The following is a 15,628-nucleotide window of genomic DNA, read 5'->3' on the forward strand; positions in this document are numbered from 1 at the left end:
AATATTGGACAAGAATGGCTCAACAGCGAGCCATTCATTATTTGCGCTTAGCGAGTAGAAGCTTCAAGCGTGACACCATTAAATGAAGAATATCCGTTTAACAACACATGATACGTCCCCGGAGTCGCGTTACTAAATGTACAAGTTTCGCTATTTCCATAGCGGTATGGTCGGCAATCCCAATTCTGTTTACTGGCTGCTGAGCCAAACTTGACATACAAATCCACATCCCCCGAACCACCCGATGTTTTGATGTCGAGTGTTTTTGTCGACGTCAGCTCAAAACGGTAAGCAACTTCACTACCTGTTGATCCCGATAGACCAGCAACTGGAACACCATCCTTTAGAATGTTATCGGTCGGAGGGGGCGGTGTGCCGCCAGAAGCACTGCCCATCTCAACGGCGTAAGCTAGGCCCAGCTTGGTAAACTTGGTTGCATGAGCCCCCGTTGGATCCGAATTCTCCAGAGTATCATGAGGCGTATGAATCTTAGGGTTGTAGTCATTGAATTTGGACTCGAAAGGCATCGCGGCAGAATACCCTGCGTTGTGCCAAGAAGCGTGATCTGAACACGCATAACCACAACGATCATAGCCATAACTCAGTGATGGAAGGTATTCATCGAGTAGATTGGCCAAGAACTGAGTCAGACTACTATCGGTGTAATCGTTAATAAAGACAATATCTTGTGCAGAACCTTGATAGTTCGTCATATCCAATTGCAAGACAGACACAACATTTTTGCCCTGAGACTTATAGGCGTTGGCGATATCCTGAGAACCACGCAGCCCAACTTCCTCAGCGGCGTATGCCATAAAGGCCATTGAGCGTTTAGGCTTGAAGTTGTTTTCAGCTAATACACGAATGATTTCCGTCACACTTGCAATGCCCGAAGCGTCATCGTCGGCACCTGGGGCAATCGTATGTTCATCCGTTCGTGAGCCAATCGTCGAGTCTAGATGACCGCCAAGTACCACCCATTCATCAGGGTTTTCTGAGCCCTGAATAGTCAAAATCACAGACTTCTGGTTATAACCTGCGTGAGAAACCTGCTCAACACTGGCATTGGAAATCCCTGAAACCAAAGAACGCCATTCATTGGCAATCCAATCAGAAGCCTGAGCACCAGAAGTAGTGGTATAAAAACGGTTGTTGAAGCTCGTCAGCGAATTGATGGTACCAGTGATTTGTGCTGGGTTAACCTGAGGTAGCCAAGCATTAACAGTAGCTTGCTGAGAAATAGCGGGCGCTGAAAAAGTATTGAGGACTAAGGGCATTGCACTCGCAGCCATCGCACTCTGCGCTGAAGCATGAACCATGTATCCGCCACAACGATGATGTTCTTCATGCATGTTGTGAGATAATTCAGCCAGTTCAGTTTCATCGACCTGACCGACCCAAACCTCACCACCGCTAGCCAGTGAATGCGGTAGTACAGCTTGTGCTCCTGATTTCGCTACCGTTTTAGAGGCATCAGCACCAATTGATATCCATACTTTATCTTCTGCATGTACTTGGATGACAACCGTAGAAAGTGTCATCGCCAAAAGCGTTTTAGTGCAGTTCATTTTCTCCTCCATGGAGTTTTATAAAATCACCAAAACTTAGGATATTTATTTACATTTTGAGAATTATTCGTCTTATACCAAAGCGTAACAATAGGTTGTCATCTTTTTATCAATACATGAATTGGTTAATAGGGGCAAAGAACTGCCCCTATCTTGACTCAGACTATTTTGCCGTGACTGACAAAGTCACACCCGAAAAATTGCTGTAAGCATTGAGCATGATATAGAGGTCTTCACCTGCCTTCACTGCGTCACACGACTCCGTGTTACCTGAGCGATATGGTCTGCAATCGTAGGCACTTCTGGTTGGTTGAAGTCCTGAACGAACATAAAGGTCAGCATCACCAGTTCCCGAGGCAATCGACACAGTAACATCAGACGTTCTCTTATCTGAGCGCAGGACATACATTTTCTGCTCACCTTTTGCTAGTGTCAGACCTGACAACGGAGTATCTAAACTCAGCTCAGTAATATCACTTCCAGGTTGCTCAACCATGCCATCGGGCAGAGTGTTGTTAAAGTGACTCGCGACTTTCGGCCAGATTTTACTGATTTTCACTCCTTGATTTTCACAGCCACCAAAGTGATGCAGCGCAATCGCTTTATTGCTGCTGGCTTTAAGCACAGGGGAGCCTGAAGAGCCACCTATGGTGTCACAAAAGTAACCTGTATCGGTATTGGCTCCACGGCCATTGGCTGAAGCAACATCGATTTGACAAAGTCCAGACCCATTTTGATCGCTTTCAATAGCAAGTTCTTTCGGGTTACCTGAACCGTGTTGAGGAATATAGATACCATCGCCATAGGTCGGCTCAGAAGCGTCCAAACCTAGGTAACCAAACGAAGCAATTTTGGCAAAATCAGCAACGGTAAACAGCGTATAATCCAGCTCATAATCTGTACTAAGTATCTGATCACCCATAACTTTAACAGTGGTCGACATCGCACCATTACACGTTGTGCGTTGGTAGTTAAACCAGACCTCGGTGTTTTTTAGTTCCGTTTCACTATCCACACAATGGTTGTTGGTAAACATCCGGTTGTCTGGGCCTACCCGCCATGCAGTACATAGACTACGGCCATTGATCAACAATCGCGCGACTGGGGTTGTCCATGCTACTTTTTCTGGATGCGAGTCCTGCCAACACGCCACATCTCTTCGTTCGTTAACTCCACAAGTGGATAGGGTCGACATTTCCTGCTCAGCCGAGTCTTTACCCGCCATGTAATAATCGAGTTCAAACTGTCCTTGCAGGCCTTGTTCATTCGCTATCAGTTCAATAACAAGTGCATCGCCTGAGATAGATTGTGCAAACCAATCTAGCTGACTGTCACTATACTCAACGACTTCATCCGTAGTGGCAGATGTAAGTCGTAGAATCGCCCCTTTCGGAAGTGAGAGTTTTTTGAAGTGCAATTTAATGAATTCAGCCCCTTCATGTTTCACTATCTGACTCAAGTGCTGACTCGAGATACCCGTCAATTCTGCATCTGACATAGTGAACTTCACTTCATCAGCAATGACGGGCAACGCTGTATCTGCCATCACGATGGGAGTGAAGAAACATGCGATAGCCAACCCAACGTTGCATAAATTTGTCTTCATTGTTTATTCCTTTTTTTGTTTATTTGTGTGGTCCCAAAAACAAACATATGCCGAAAAAACAAATAAGCAATCAATTGCATAATAATTTTAGAGTAAAGAAAATTGAACAGGTCGCGTTGTAAATTTGAATAAAAAGGCACTCAATGAGTGCCTTAGTCAAGATGTAATTTATTGATATATCAGAGCTTAAATGTCGAAACCTTAGCCATTAACTCGCTAGACAGCCCCTTCACTGTGCCCGCTTCTTGAGAGCTTTCCTGAGCACTATTTACTAACTGATCAGCGACATCTTTAATCGAGGTAATATTTTGTGTGATCTCGTTTGTTACATGGGTTTGCTCTTCTGCCGCCGTCGCGATTTGTGTCGCCATGTCACTAATGGTCCGCACTGCCGTATTGATTTCTTCCAGTGCCACACTCGCTTTATCGGCATCTTCGACAGAATGCGTGGCCAGAGCAGAACTGTTTTCCATCAATTTAACCGCACTACCGGTTGTGACTTGCAATGTATCGATTGTCGCTTTAATTTCTTCGGTTGAATCATGTGTTCTTTGTGAAAGCACTCGCACTTCGTCAGCGACAACCGCGAAGCCTCGCCCTTGCTCACCAGCACGTGCAGCCTCAATAGCCGCATTCAATGCCAGCAAGTTGGTTTGTTCAGCAATACCCTGAATAGTTGCCAGAACCGTAGAAATATCCTGAGAGTGGCGGTTTAACTCTCCGACGACATTACTCGCTTCTTGCAGCTCGTTAGCAAGACGGTTAATCGAGTTTTTGTTCTCAAGCACAACCGTACGTCCATTTTCCGTACTTTTCGCCGAACCTTGTGCAGATTGTGCGGTTTGCTCTGCGTGGGAAGCAATTTCGGCAGTAGCAGACGCCATCTCAGTAACAGCCGTTGCCACCATAGTGATTTCCTGCTGTTGGTGGTTTATCTCATCGACATTTCGATTCGAACGCTGGTTACTGACTTCTGATTGCTGTGATAACTGCTGTGATTGTTCACGGATATGCGCAATGAGCTGGTGCATACTACCAACAAAAGTGTTGAAATTACTGGCGAGCTGGCCGACTTCATCGTTACTGTCTACTTTTAGTCTCTGCGTAAGATCGCCACTGCCATGCGCAATCTGTTCGAGCGCGTTTGAGACATTGGTTAGTGGGCGGAACAAGATGCCACACAGCATGTTAAATAGGAAAGTACAGACAATCACCACCACAATAGTCACTGCGATTTGCCCCCACACTGCGCTATATAAAGGCGCCACTAACGACTCGCGGTTCAATACAGTGACTGTGATAAGCGGAGTACCTTGAATTTGCGCAGCGTAAACAACACTTAACTCGCCATTCACGTCTGTATAAACATCACTGCCAGAGCTCATCGCTTGCTGGATAACACCGAAGTCTAAACCAAGCTGCTGAACAGGTTGGTTAAGCAATTTAGTCTCTTTGTGAGTAAAGACATTGCCTTGCTGATTAGCAATAAACATGTACCCTTCACCTGGTAGGATTACCTTATCTAGCCCGGAGATAATATCGGTAATTTCAACATCAGCTCCTAACACCACGTTTTCACCACCTAGGCTGACAACACTACCTAAAGAGACAACATTAGCCCCCGTTGCCGCTGCTACCGTTGGGTTGTCCATAAAGACCTTTGATGGATTTTTCATCGCATTGATATACCACCCCCATTTGCGCGGATCATCATTCCCTGGAGGGAGGACGACACCATTAGCATTGTCCTGAGAGCCGTCAGGGTAGGCGAGAAACACATTGTCTAAACCTGCAGAGTTTTTCACCTGTTTGAGATTGCTCACTATCGACGCCATATTGGCATCCGGTACGATTGAGGTGAGTGCTCGTTCTTTAGATTCAATCCAATCCGACACATACTGGTTGTAAGAAGCAGTAGAACTTTCTAGTCGTTGAGTCACTTCGATATCTAAGCGTTGTAATGACGCCCGAAAGGACAGCAGCTCTACCAACAAACCACCCACTATGATGGCAACACTGGCTGACAATGCCAGTTTATTTTTTAAAGACAAGTTTTTAAACATAGAACAACCTTGTTTGATTATTTTTATCACCATGTAGTACTAAGCTTTAGTTGCTCACCTACACAAATGCAAAGATAACTCACCTGCTTTGTGCACCCTACTTCAAGAGCCATTCTTTGTATGCTTATCACGGATTTATTTCACACTTTAAAATAAAACAAGATACGGTCTGTCGTTATTGAAGTAATAACGGTTTAAGGCTCAGCGACGATTCATGATTCAAAACAACAACAACATTGTTTGAAGTGACTCGAAAAGAAAACCTACGTTCAACAATACATTACTTATCCATGCGAACAATACGGCAATTTGACATCAAAGCGCCCAATAATTAGCCACTTTACATCACGAATTTATAAATTACTTGCTAGGTTGAGATCGCTGTTAGCACGCTACAAGTGCTTTCAATTGTTCTACCACTATTACAAGGAAAAGTTATGAAATCCTGTTTGAATGTCAGTTTAGCTACCTTGGGTTGTCTGACGGCCCTCTCTTCAGTCAATGTCGCCGCTCATGGCTGGGTTGAGTACCCAAACGCGCGTCAAAATATTTGCTATCTTGATGGTGGGTTCTGGGATGATCGTATCCCAAATTCAGCCTGTCAGGCCGCGTTCGACCAGTCTGGTGCTTATCCCTTCGTTCAGAGAAATGAGGTGGCTGCAAATGTCGCCAACTACCGAGATATGGCCCACGTACAAGCCATCGTTAGAGACGGAACACTTTGTAGTGGCGGAGATAATGCGAAAGCTGGACTCGATGTTGCTTCACCGCATTGGCAGAAAACAGCGCTGTCATTAGATACCAGCAATCAATTTGAATTGGTGTTTAACGCCACAGCGCCACACAACCCGTCGTACTGGGAGTTTTATCTGAGCAAGCCCGAATACGACAACAGCCAGCCACTCACATGGGCAGACTTAGATTTGGTTGATACTGCAGGTAATGTCGCCGTCGATGCAAATCAAAAGTACCGCATTACGGTTACTCTACCCGCTGATAGAAACGGGCATGCCGTTCTCTATACCCGCTGGCAACGTGAAGACCCCGCAGGTGAGGGATTCTACAATTGTAGCGACATTACCTTCAGTGGCGATGGCAGCACACCGACTGAGCCAACCGACCCCACCGCTCCGGGTAACGATCTTTCCGCACTAGGGTATTTCGTTCCACAAGGGTTTGGGCCTCTGGAGTCTGGCGACACTGTGCGTTTTCGTACTTTTGATAAAAACGGCAGTGAGCAGCAAGACATCTCGTTGGCAATCACGGCTAACAATACCAGTGAAGAGATTTGGTCAGCAGAACTGGCTGGTCAATTTAACAGCGTCACCAATGGATCTTGGTTTATTGGAATCTGGCATGATGAAATGAACCACTACATGTTCGACTCATCCAATATCTACAGGAATCAAGTTCATGCTCCAGCGGCGAACTTCAACCATCAGTTATCTTTAGTCAAAGGGGATACGCCTCCTCCAACACAGCCCGATAACGCTTGGTCAGCTCAGCGGGCTTATTCTGAGGGAGAGCAAGTGACTCACAAAGGCCGCGCATGGACCGCACAGTGGTGGACACGTGGTGAAGAGCCCGGCACAACAGGCGACTGGGGAGTCTGGCGCTAGTCTAACCTTACTCTTTTTTGGTACTTATTCTCATCCCCGAGGACGCCTCGGGGACGCTGGCTTATCGAGGAGCCACAGAGAGGCTGAGTACCCCCCTCTGCGCTTCATCCTCTCTTTCTCCGCTGATAATTGTTTGCAACGTCGCCATCGCGACGGATACCTGATGTAAAGGTAACAACCATAAGTGTTATAGCAACTTATTCCGCAACCAATATGCAACACTCTGAGCACAATTTAACCTAACCTGCAAAAACATTACTCCAATTACAAGACCAATCGGTAATGTAAATCATAATGTGGAACTGTCATTTTTGACTGCTAGAGTTATTAATTTGATTACATAACAATCACGTCAAAAGGCTAGAATCATGGGAATCGCGTATCATACCTATATTGGCAAGCAGGTCACCCACTTGCCCAATCTTCCCTGCCGAACGGCAGGCAATGTTTCTCTTAGTACACCAGTAGGCAATTGCATCGATCGCTTCGGCCGCATCTGGCTAGCAGACACGGCACACAATCGTGTGTTGGTGTTTGATAGAAAAATGAAAAAGTTACTCGCCAGTTTCGGCTCGGTGGGAAGTGGCAGCCAACAGTTTAATATGCCTTTTCGCCTTCTTCCTCATCCAGAAAAACCATGGATTTATGTCAGTGACATCGCCAACAAACGCATCCATATCCTTGAATACAATCAAGCGCTCAACATTCATTCCATTCACCGCTTCGGTGCCGGTGACCCCGTTCACCTCGAAGGGCCTAATGGACTAGCGTTTTATGACGGGAAACTATGTGTCGCTGATGAATTTTACGAAGGGCCTGACAACGAAAGTCGTTTGGTCGTGTTCGACGAAAATGGCAACTGGCTAAAAAATATTGACGTCGTCAATGCACAGCAACCAGTGCATTTCCTGTGGCCACAGGGCCTTAGCTGCGATAACAATGGATACTTATATGTTGCGAATACTGGGTTCTCTACTGTGGTTCGCTGTGACTGGGATGGAAACCCAATCCCATTTTCCAGCGGAAAAACGTACCTAGACGATATCGACCTTGCTCGTGATGTGTCAATCATCGACAACCGCATACTCATACCGGGGGCGAAGCAGTACTCCGTTGCGGTTTACGATATCGACGGGCACTTCTCAGGCAGTTTGAGTGGATTCTTCTCACCGATTCAGGTCACCAAGATGCATCAGGACGTATTGCTGATCACAGAGCCCATTCTCGCTTCACTCCAAATTCATAAAGTGAATTGGTCGGACTTATCACCAGAGCAGCCAACAACAACGTTAGTAATCGACCAGTTAGGTGATGAGCGGGATCGAAAAGGCCAGCTTCATTTTGTGACTTCGGTTGCTGGTGACACCTCACCAATCGCTCAAGGGGGCTACACCAGCCAGTATCCTATAGTCAGTGAATGGTGGGATCAACACTTCCAGCAGCAAGATAAATGGCTCAACTCAATCCATCAACTCGATGCACCATCCTGGGTATCGATGACATTGAGCACGCAGATCGAATGGACGCAAAGATGGCAGCAAACCTGGGTACGTATCTTCCTTGGTGACAAATTCGATGACCCAAACCAACTGCTTTGGTTAGTAGATGCCGGTAACTATCAACTTCAGGCTACTGAGCGCAGCCAACCCGATGCGGCAAGACCGGGCAGCTTACCTCTTCTTCCTGGTTCTTTGGGTATCTGCTCGCTTACGCCTGCCAAGCCCTTAATTGGACAGCTTAACCCTGAGCTACCCTTATTGGTTGTAAGTAACTATATCAGCGGTATTATTACCATTTACCAATACAACGAATTGATCGGCGAATTGGTGCCTTTCAGCTACTTTGGGGGGTTAGGTCACGCCGACTGGCAACTGTTTAAACCTCAAGGGATCGCGGTGGATCCGATCAGCCGAGATATATACGTCGCCGATTCTGGCAACAACCGTATTTGCCGTTGGCGATTAAACGCTCAGGGAATTGCTGGCCTAGTGAGTACCTTTGGTCAAAAAGGCCATGGTGACCACGATTTCTTTACTCCAACCGACATCACTATCACGGCAGACGGACAAAAATACATTACTGATCAGAACAACAATCGAGTCGTCATTTATGACCGTCATGACAAATACGTAGGCAGTTTTGGCCAACAAGGTTACGGCACAGATAACGACAACTTCTTGCTGCCAACCAGCATCGATTTTGATGAGGGTAAATTGTTTGTATCAGATTTGGTCAACCGCGCGATTAAAGTCTTCGATCAACAAGGTCAGTTTATCGATAGCTTTAGTGGATTTGGCGCTGACCCAAGCAAAGGCGAACTGTGGATGCCCTACCTTCTTCATGCGCACAATCAAACCCTTTACCTACCTGACTGCGCTTTGAATCGCGTCAACGTGTATAAAATCAGCTAAGGAGAGCACCATGACATCAGTATTCGACAAAGCGAAGACCAAACGCCTGAAGCAAGCGACAACCGACATTTCTGAACAATCAGTGCAAGCCAATGACAAGCTCATTCAGCAGTATCAGTGTGTGACTGAGCACTGCCTCAATCAGCCTTCCTCGAAGGAAACTCGTAAAAAGCTTGAGGAATGGCACAGCGCTCATCAGGCTCATGCCATTAATCACACCTTATCTCCACCACATGAAAATTAAGCAAAGCGAGCCAAATGGCTCGCTTTTTTATGCAACTTCTGAAACTGGCAGCCTATCTGATATGACCTTACCATCCTTAATCGTAATAATGCGTTTGGTGCGTTCAGCAAGCGCATTGTCATGCGTAACGATAATCAAGGTTCGTCCTTCCGCATGTAACTGGTTAAACAAAGCTTCGATTTCAGCACCTGACTTGGAATCGAGAGCACCGGTTGGCTCGTCTGCCAAAATAATCTGCGGATCGTTCACCAGTGCTCGCGCAATCGCAACACGCTGTTTTTGACCACCGGATAACTGATTCGGTTTATGATCGAGGCGATCGCCCAGCCCAACCTGCTCAAGCAGTTTGGCCGCGCGCTGACGACGTTCTTTGGCTTTTATACCTGAATAGACTAAAGGCAACGCGACATTATCAAGCGCCGTAGCGTATTCAAGCAGGTTGAAGCTTTGAAAAACAAACCCGATTTTCTGGTTGCGTATTCCAGCTAACTCATTGGCACTCAGTGCTGCTACGTTCTGCCCATCAAGCAAATAGTCACCATCGGTTGGTTTATCTAAACAGCCGAGCATATTCATCAGAGTCGACTTTCCCGAACCTGAAGGGCCGAGAATGGAGAGGAATTCCCCTTGCTCAATCGTCAGTTCTACGCCATCTAATGCACGAACTTCGACCTCACCGCTTGAGTAATACTTACAAAGATTCGTCAGTTGAACCAATGCATTATCTGACATAATGACTCCTGATTTTTTGCTCACATCATTCACTTTGTAACGCCTCCATAGGTGTCACCTTAGCGGCGCGATTCGCTGGCAACCACGCTGACGCCACGCCTATGACAACCAGAGTAGCAATCACAATTGCCACCACAATCCAAGAAAGCTCTGGAACAGGTTTGCCTAAACGTTCATAAAAAACATTGCCTTCTAGACTGACAGAACCAATCGCCGATACCAATGCGTAAGTGACGGTAAGCCCCAGCGCTCCCCCCATCACCATCGTCATCAGCGACTGAACTAAATAGTGGAGCCGAATCGCCGTCGGTGTCGCGCCCACAGCCATTCGCACACCAATATCTCGGGTAGAACGTTTCACAGTCGCGTACATCACATTGGCAATACCGACTCCCGCTACCGCGAGTGTGACAAAACCAATGATGCCAAGAAAGCTCTGCAAGCCAACAAGAAACTGCTGCATGCTTTTCTGCTTTAAAAACATATCTTCTACTTGAACAATCTGTTGATCAGTCACACTAGCCCCATGCTTGCGTGCAATGACCTGACGAATCGTTTCCGCTAACTTAACTCTATCGACACCACTTTTGGGTTGAACATTGATGCCAGCTATGTCGCCAGTCATATGGAAACGCTGCCAGGTGGAGAGCGGGACAAAACTGGAGTAATTGATTGGCTCATCCTGCTCGATATCTGCACTATTTTTTTTCAGTACACCCACTACGGTAAACTCTTCACTGCCAATTTTAACCTTTTGCCCAACCGGATTGACTTTCAGTGTCACGGTCGCAAACCAATTAAAGTCATCTTCAGGGTTAAACAAATCAGCCGCCAATAAGTACCCGAGCACCACGACTTTGCGTTGTTCTTTTTGGTCAAGCGAATTGAGCCAGCGCCCCCCTGGAAGTGGGACAAGATTGGTCATAGTTTGAAAATCTGTAGTGACGGCAAGTGGCTCTCGCCATGTGCCGCGATCGCCGACCGTAATACGCTCGTCCCATAATGCCGTCGGCGCTACAGCATTAACTTCTGGTAGCGCGCTAACCACATCGGAATCATCGATTTTGAGCGTTAGTGGCTTACCTTGATGGAACACGCCATGATCTACCGTTGCCATACCGCCCGTCAGGTATATCAGATTGCCATTACCATTTTGCGCAGTTTTTAACACTCCTTGGCGAATGCCCTCTCCCACAGCCAACATAGCAGCAATACACAAAGTCGCCCAAGCAACTGCTAGGATTGTTAGCCCCAGTCTCAGCTTCTCTGCTGCCATTTCCTGAAAAATTTGTCTCATTGGAAGCAACATTATTTAAGCCCTCGCACTCAGCGCTAACACCGGCGTTAGACGCGATGCTCTTCTTGCGGGAAAGTAGGACGCCATCAGCGCCAAAATCACAGTGACCAGTAACGATAATGCAATCGAATCGGGAGTAATCACTGGTGAGCCAATCCACTCTGGTAAAGTCACTGTGCCCAACAGCGCAACCAATGCAAACGAAATGGTTAAGCCTATAGCCGTTCCAACGGCGACCAGTATTAACCCTTCGATAATAAACTGGCTCAGTACTGATGCTTGAGTAGCCCCTATCGCCAATCGCACACCGATTTCTCGGGTGCGCTCGGTAACAGACAAAAACATAATATTCGCCACGCCAAGCGCTCCCACCGCCATCGTCATCGCACCGCTAGCGCCAAGAAATATTTGAATCCCACGAAGAATACCACTGATTACGGCCGCCCCTTCACTAAAATCAGGCAAGTACACGGCATCTTTATCACTTGGGTCAAAGTGAAGCTGCTTAGCGTAAAAGCGCACAATACGCTCTCGAAATGTGGCAGAGTCCATACCATCAACCGGTTTCATCAACAGCATCCAAGGTTTAGCGTTCCATAGATCGCGATAGGTGGTTTGCGGGATGAAAACTCTGCGACTATCACCAAAAGAAATGCCGGAGTCCTCATCACTGAGTACACCAATGACCAAGAATGGAATGCCATTAACTTTGACCTCCTCACCAATCCCAATACCACCCATTTGAGCAATCTGATCGCCCAAAACAGCAACACGAGTGTGACTTGCAATGTCACTCGGTGAAATATTGCGAGAGCCCGTCTGAAGCTTACGCTGCGCAAGAGTAAAGTAAGAAGGGTCAATCCCACTCACGGCGCGAGCTAAGTTTTGCCCTTTGATGTTGGTGACACTGGCATCCCACTTGGCATACACAGATGCGACGTCGTGAACAAAGCCCGATTGCTTAATCATTTCGACTTTATCCTGTGGAATAGCGATTGCACGACGCGCTGGTAACCCTTGCCAAGGTTTACTGGTTTGAGACGGGAAAACCACCTGCACGTTATTGACCATAAATGAAAAAGACTGGCTTTGATGGCGGTAGAAGCCTTCACCAAGTGCTATCAACACCACCACAGAGATCACACCCCAAGCGATGGCAATGATCGCCAGAATACTTTTCATCCGATGCGCGATCAGCGTCTGCCAGGTTTGCTGGAGCAAGCTACTCATGAATGAAAGGCCTGCGATATGAGCGTCATCGTATTATCATCGAGCTTACCAGCCGTTTGCAGCAAACTCACTCGTTGACGCCAGTAGTTATACAGGTTGTTTTGCAAACGGTTTTTCGCATCGAACAGATTGTTATGAGCCGTAATCACTTCCGACGCATCCAAAAGTCCCGCATCGTAGAGTTTTTCTTTACTTTTCAGCACCTTAGCTCGAGACGCAACCACCTCATTGGCCATCAGAACCTGATTCCAGTTGATATCAACCTGAGTAAACTGCTGAACAATGCGTTTCTGAATATCAATTTCAACCTTGCGCAAGTCCTGCTTCGCACTCAATATATTCAGAGACGCTTGGTCGACCTTAGCGCGCGTCGCACCATTGAGATCAATCGGTACACTCAAGGTGAGCCCGGCACTAAACTCTCCGTTAGAATATTTGTCATCATCACTGTAGCCCACATTTCCTTTTACCGTTGGGTAATAACCGCCTTGCGCTGATTGGCGCGCAAATTCGCTCGCCTTGACTTTTTGCGCAGCGACTAACAACTCTGGGCTACTGTCTTTCGCCAACTTGAGCCATTGCTCCTTGGAATCCACTAACATTGGAGGCTGAATCAGGTTGTCGGTACGAATTTGATCAACACGCTCGGGCATCTGATTGATGAGTGCCCCCAGCTCTGCTCTTTTCTCTTCTAACTGTGCCTGCGCGCTGAGGATACCGGCTTTATCCGTCACCAGAGTGGCACGAATTTCCTCAACATCAATCGATTTTACCTTACCGGCCTGATAGCGTTTTTCTATAATCTTCAGCAGCTTATTACCTTCTTCTAGCTTATTTCTCGCCAATTGAAGATCGCCTTGCGCACTCGCCAGATCAAGATAGGTAGCCAATAGCTTCTGAGCTAATTCATTGTGAGCCTGAGATAACTCCAACTCTGTTGTCAGGTAGTTAGCTTGTGCTTCATCTAAGTCAGACCAAAGGCTGCTGTCCCATAATGTTTGAGATAACGTTGCTCCGTAGGTGTTCGTGTTGTCACTGTCTTCATTCCAGTTTGATGACGCGGTCGCACTCAAAGAAGGCAGTAACGAACTGCGGCTGGAAGTAACCCCGACCTCACCGATTTGAACACCAATCTTGGCTTTCTCGTAATCGGGATCGCTCTGTTTCGCTTGCTTCCACGCTTGTTCAATCGAAATAGCAGAGCTAGGGAAGCTCAAGGTCGTCAACAGTAAACTGCAACCAATCAATGACAGGTGACGTTTAACCATGAGAGGCTCCCACCATACTGCTATCGAGAATAGCTTCTCCAAGTTCAACACCTTGCAAAACTTCAACATTGATACCGTCAGATAAGCCAAGCTTGACCTGCTGTTTGTGGTACCCGCTCTCAGAGTCATCAGGGATTAATACATTTGGCATGTCACCTTCAAACTGCAGTGCTCGCTCAGGCAAAGTCAGCACGTTTTCAGATCTCTTCAACGTAATTTTTGCGGTTGAAGAAAACCCGGAGCGCAACATAACGTCTTGGGGAATGTTTAACTCACCCACCTCAACTTCAAAGCCGTTATCAAAACTTTTGGCAGTCGACGTGTCCTGTGGGGAGTTTAGGTTTTCCGACTGAATGGCCACCTTAGTCAGTACCCCTTCAATTTGAAGATCAGGGTAAGGCGCTACGGTGATCAGAACCGGCATACCCGAGGTCAGTTGCGCAGCGTCATGCTCACTGACACTACCTTTAAAGATCAAGCTATTCATGTCCGCGATAGACATCATTTCCGTTGCAGCCTGACTCGACTCAGTCGAAATAATTGGCTCGCCTACTTCTACTTTTCGGTTTAACACCGTGCCATCAATCGGCGCATAAATGGTCGAAGTCAGACGAGCATCACCTATCGATGCTTCACCACTTTGAATCAGCTCTAGGTTTTGACGTTTTTGTAGCACCGTTGCTTGTGCCGATTTGACGTCTGATCGTGCACTGACGTAATCATCGTAGTTGCTTGGAATAATATTTTGCTTAACCAGACTTTCTAAGTTAACCAACTTTTGTTTCGCTGACTCCAACGCCGCCTCACTGCTCATCAACTCTGTAGACGCATCGGTAAGTGCTTTTGGCGTAGGGTTTGGGCGCACTTTAATAAGTGCCTGTCCCTGCTTGACGTTCTCTCCGACCTGAGCGTAAATCTCTCCAACAATACCGTCGATCTGCGATTTAATAGACACCGAATGTGCTGGAACAATTTTACCTACCGCCACGGCTTCCTTCTCGATAGTACCTTTCTCCACAACCAAGGTAGGTATCACCTCTGGCTGAGCAGAAGATTGCAGATAAAAATACGTGCCACCAGCGAGCAGTGCGATGCTCGCAACAGGCAACAGCCAACGTTTAGCCATGCTTTATTTCCAATGATTATTATGTGTAGCCGTCTGACTACGCTGAGGTTATTAAGTTCCGAAAATCATACAACGTACTGACTCACCAAAGACAGCCGCAGATTGTATGACTTTGTCGGCTTGTCCTGACAATAAAAAGCAGCCTAAGTAATACACCTAGGTTGAGCGACAAGAAAGTAAATTAATCTAAATCTATTCTGACAAATCATGAACGACATTTTATGTCATTGCCCAACGATGCTCTTAACCTTGTTGTGCCAGATCGGATTGCTAGGTAGACGGCCTGAACGAACCTATCTGCTAAATCACCCGATCTGTCACTCCCCAGATCATCGCCGGTACATTGAACAGTATCAGTCCTCCACTTATCTCCTTGCCTCATTCATTAATTGCATACCCTGAACAGCAAAGTGAGTCTGTGAGTAACCTGAAACAGGGATAAGTAGCCAATCGACACAAAACAA

At 46.8% G+C, this 15,628-nt stretch carries 11 protein-coding genes; 3 read left to right on the top strand and 8 right to left on the bottom strand.

Going from position 1 to position 15,628, the window contains the following annotated elements:
- Positions 1-47: 47 nt before the first annotated feature.
- From OH455_RS08030 to OH455_RS08040, 3 genes are all read right to left on the bottom strand, one after another.
- A complete protein-coding gene (locus OH455_RS08030; RefSeq protein WP_045975606.1) occupies positions 48-1,568 on the bottom strand; it encodes a M28 family metallopeptidase in 1,521 nt (506 codons plus the stop codon).
- Positions 1,569-1,731: 163 nt separating this feature from the next.
- Positions 1,732-3,174, bottom strand: a complete 1,443-nt coding sequence (locus OH455_RS08035; RefSeq protein WP_443088591.1) for a trypsin-like peptidase domain-containing protein — start codon at positions 3,172-3,174, stop codon at positions 1,732-1,734.
- Positions 3,175-3,353: 179 nt separating this feature from the next.
- On the bottom strand, positions 3,354-5,237 hold the full coding sequence (locus tag OH455_RS08040) for a methyl-accepting chemotaxis protein (protein WP_269981001.1): 1,884 nt from the start codon (positions 5,235-5,237) through the stop codon (positions 3,354-3,356).
- A gap of 437 nt (positions 5,238-5,674) precedes the next feature.
- Here OH455_RS08040 and OH455_RS08045 point away from each other — a divergent pair, with 437 nt between their 5' ends.
- From OH455_RS08045 to OH455_RS08055, 3 genes are all read left to right on the top strand, one after another.
- Positions 5,675-6,856, top strand: coding sequence for a lytic polysaccharide monooxygenase (locus tag OH455_RS08045; RefSeq protein ID WP_269981002.1), 1,182 nt, complete (start codon positions 5,675-5,677; stop codon positions 6,854-6,856).
- 368 nt (positions 6,857-7,224) lie between these two features.
- A complete protein-coding gene (locus OH455_RS08050; protein WP_269981003.1) occupies positions 7,225-9,267 on the top strand; it encodes an NHL repeat-containing protein in 2,043 nt (680 codons plus the stop codon).
- A 10-nt stretch (positions 9,268-9,277) separates the two neighbouring features.
- Positions 9,278-9,511, top strand: coding sequence for a hypothetical protein (locus OH455_RS08055; protein WP_206371994.1), 234 nt, complete (start codon positions 9,278-9,280; stop codon positions 9,509-9,511).
- A 27-nt stretch (positions 9,512-9,538) separates the two neighbouring features.
- Here the strand turns inward: OH455_RS08055 and OH455_RS08060 are convergent, their stop codons facing one another.
- Genes OH455_RS08060 through OH455_RS08080 form a run of 5 tightly spaced genes read right to left on the bottom strand, consistent with a single transcriptional unit; the run spans position 9,539 to position 15,164 of the window.
- Positions 9,539-10,243 carry an ABC transporter ATP-binding protein gene (locus OH455_RS08060; RefSeq protein ID WP_029236211.1) on the bottom strand — a complete coding sequence of 235 codons (705 nt, stop codon included), beginning with the start codon at positions 10,241-10,243 and terminating at the stop codon, positions 9,539-9,541.
- A 25-nt stretch (positions 10,244-10,268) separates the two neighbouring features.
- Complete coding sequence (locus OH455_RS08065) at positions 10,269-11,552, bottom strand: ABC transporter permease (RefSeq protein ID WP_269981004.1); 1,284 nt, start codon at positions 11,550-11,552, stop codon at positions 10,269-10,271.
- Between the two features lie 3 nt (positions 11,553-11,555).
- Positions 11,556-12,770, bottom strand: coding sequence for an ABC transporter permease (locus tag OH455_RS08070; RefSeq protein ID WP_269981005.1), 1,215 nt, complete (start codon positions 12,768-12,770; stop codon positions 11,556-11,558).
- The gene (locus OH455_RS08075; protein WP_269981006.1) at positions 12,767-14,038 is read right to left on the bottom strand and encodes a TolC family protein; all 1,272 of its coding nucleotides are present in this window, start codon (positions 14,036-14,038) and stop codon (positions 12,767-12,769) included. The genes OH455_RS08070 and OH455_RS08075 overlap by 4 nt, the downstream gene beginning before the upstream one ends.
- Complete coding sequence (locus OH455_RS08080) at positions 14,031-15,164, bottom strand: efflux RND transporter periplasmic adaptor subunit (RefSeq protein WP_269981007.1); 1,134 nt, start codon at positions 15,162-15,164, stop codon at positions 14,031-14,033. The genes OH455_RS08075 and OH455_RS08080 overlap by 8 nt, the downstream gene beginning before the upstream one ends.
- Positions 15,165-15,628 lie beyond the last annotated feature (464 nt).

Origin of the sequence: Vibrio sp. T11.5 (assembly GCF_027587155.1) — a bacterium.
GTDB lineage: Bacteria > Pseudomonadota > Gammaproteobacteria > Enterobacterales > Vibrionaceae > Vibrio > Vibrio neptunius.

Coding starts and splice junctions, on each gene's coding strand:
- OH455_RS08030 (WP_045975606.1), bottom strand. CDS start 1,568: ATGAACTGCACTAAAACGCTTTTGGCGATGACACTTTCTACGGTTGTC.
- OH455_RS08035 (WP_443088591.1), bottom strand. CDS start 3,174: ATGAAGACAAATTTATGCAACGTTGGGTTGGCTATCGCATGTTTCTTC.
- OH455_RS08040 (WP_269981001.1), bottom strand. CDS start 5,237: ATGTTTAAAAACTTGTCTTTAAAAAATAAACTGGCATTGTCAGCCAGT.
- OH455_RS08045 (WP_269981002.1), top strand. CDS start 5,675: ATGAAATCCTGTTTGAATGTCAGTTTAGCTACCTTGGGTTGTCTGACG.
- OH455_RS08050 (WP_269981003.1), top strand. CDS start 7,225: ATGGGAATCGCGTATCATACCTATATTGGCAAGCAGGTCACCCACTTG.
- OH455_RS08055 (WP_206371994.1), top strand. CDS start 9,278: ATGACATCAGTATTCGACAAAGCGAAGACCAAACGCCTGAAGCAAGCG.
- OH455_RS08060 (WP_029236211.1), bottom strand. CDS start 10,243: ATGTCAGATAATGCATTGGTTCAACTGACGAATCTTTGTAAGTATTAC.
- OH455_RS08065 (WP_269981004.1), bottom strand. CDS start 11,552: ATGTTGCTTCCAATGAGACAAATTTTTCAGGAAATGGCAGCAGAGAAG.
- OH455_RS08070 (WP_269981005.1), bottom strand. CDS start 12,770: ATGAGTAGCTTGCTCCAGCAAACCTGGCAGACGCTGATCGCGCATCGG.
- OH455_RS08075 (WP_269981006.1), bottom strand. CDS start 14,038: ATGGTTAAACGTCACCTGTCATTGATTGGTTGCAGTTTACTGTTGACG.
- OH455_RS08080 (WP_269981007.1), bottom strand. CDS start 15,164: ATGGCTAAACGTTGGCTGTTGCCTGTTGCGAGCATCGCACTGCTCGCT.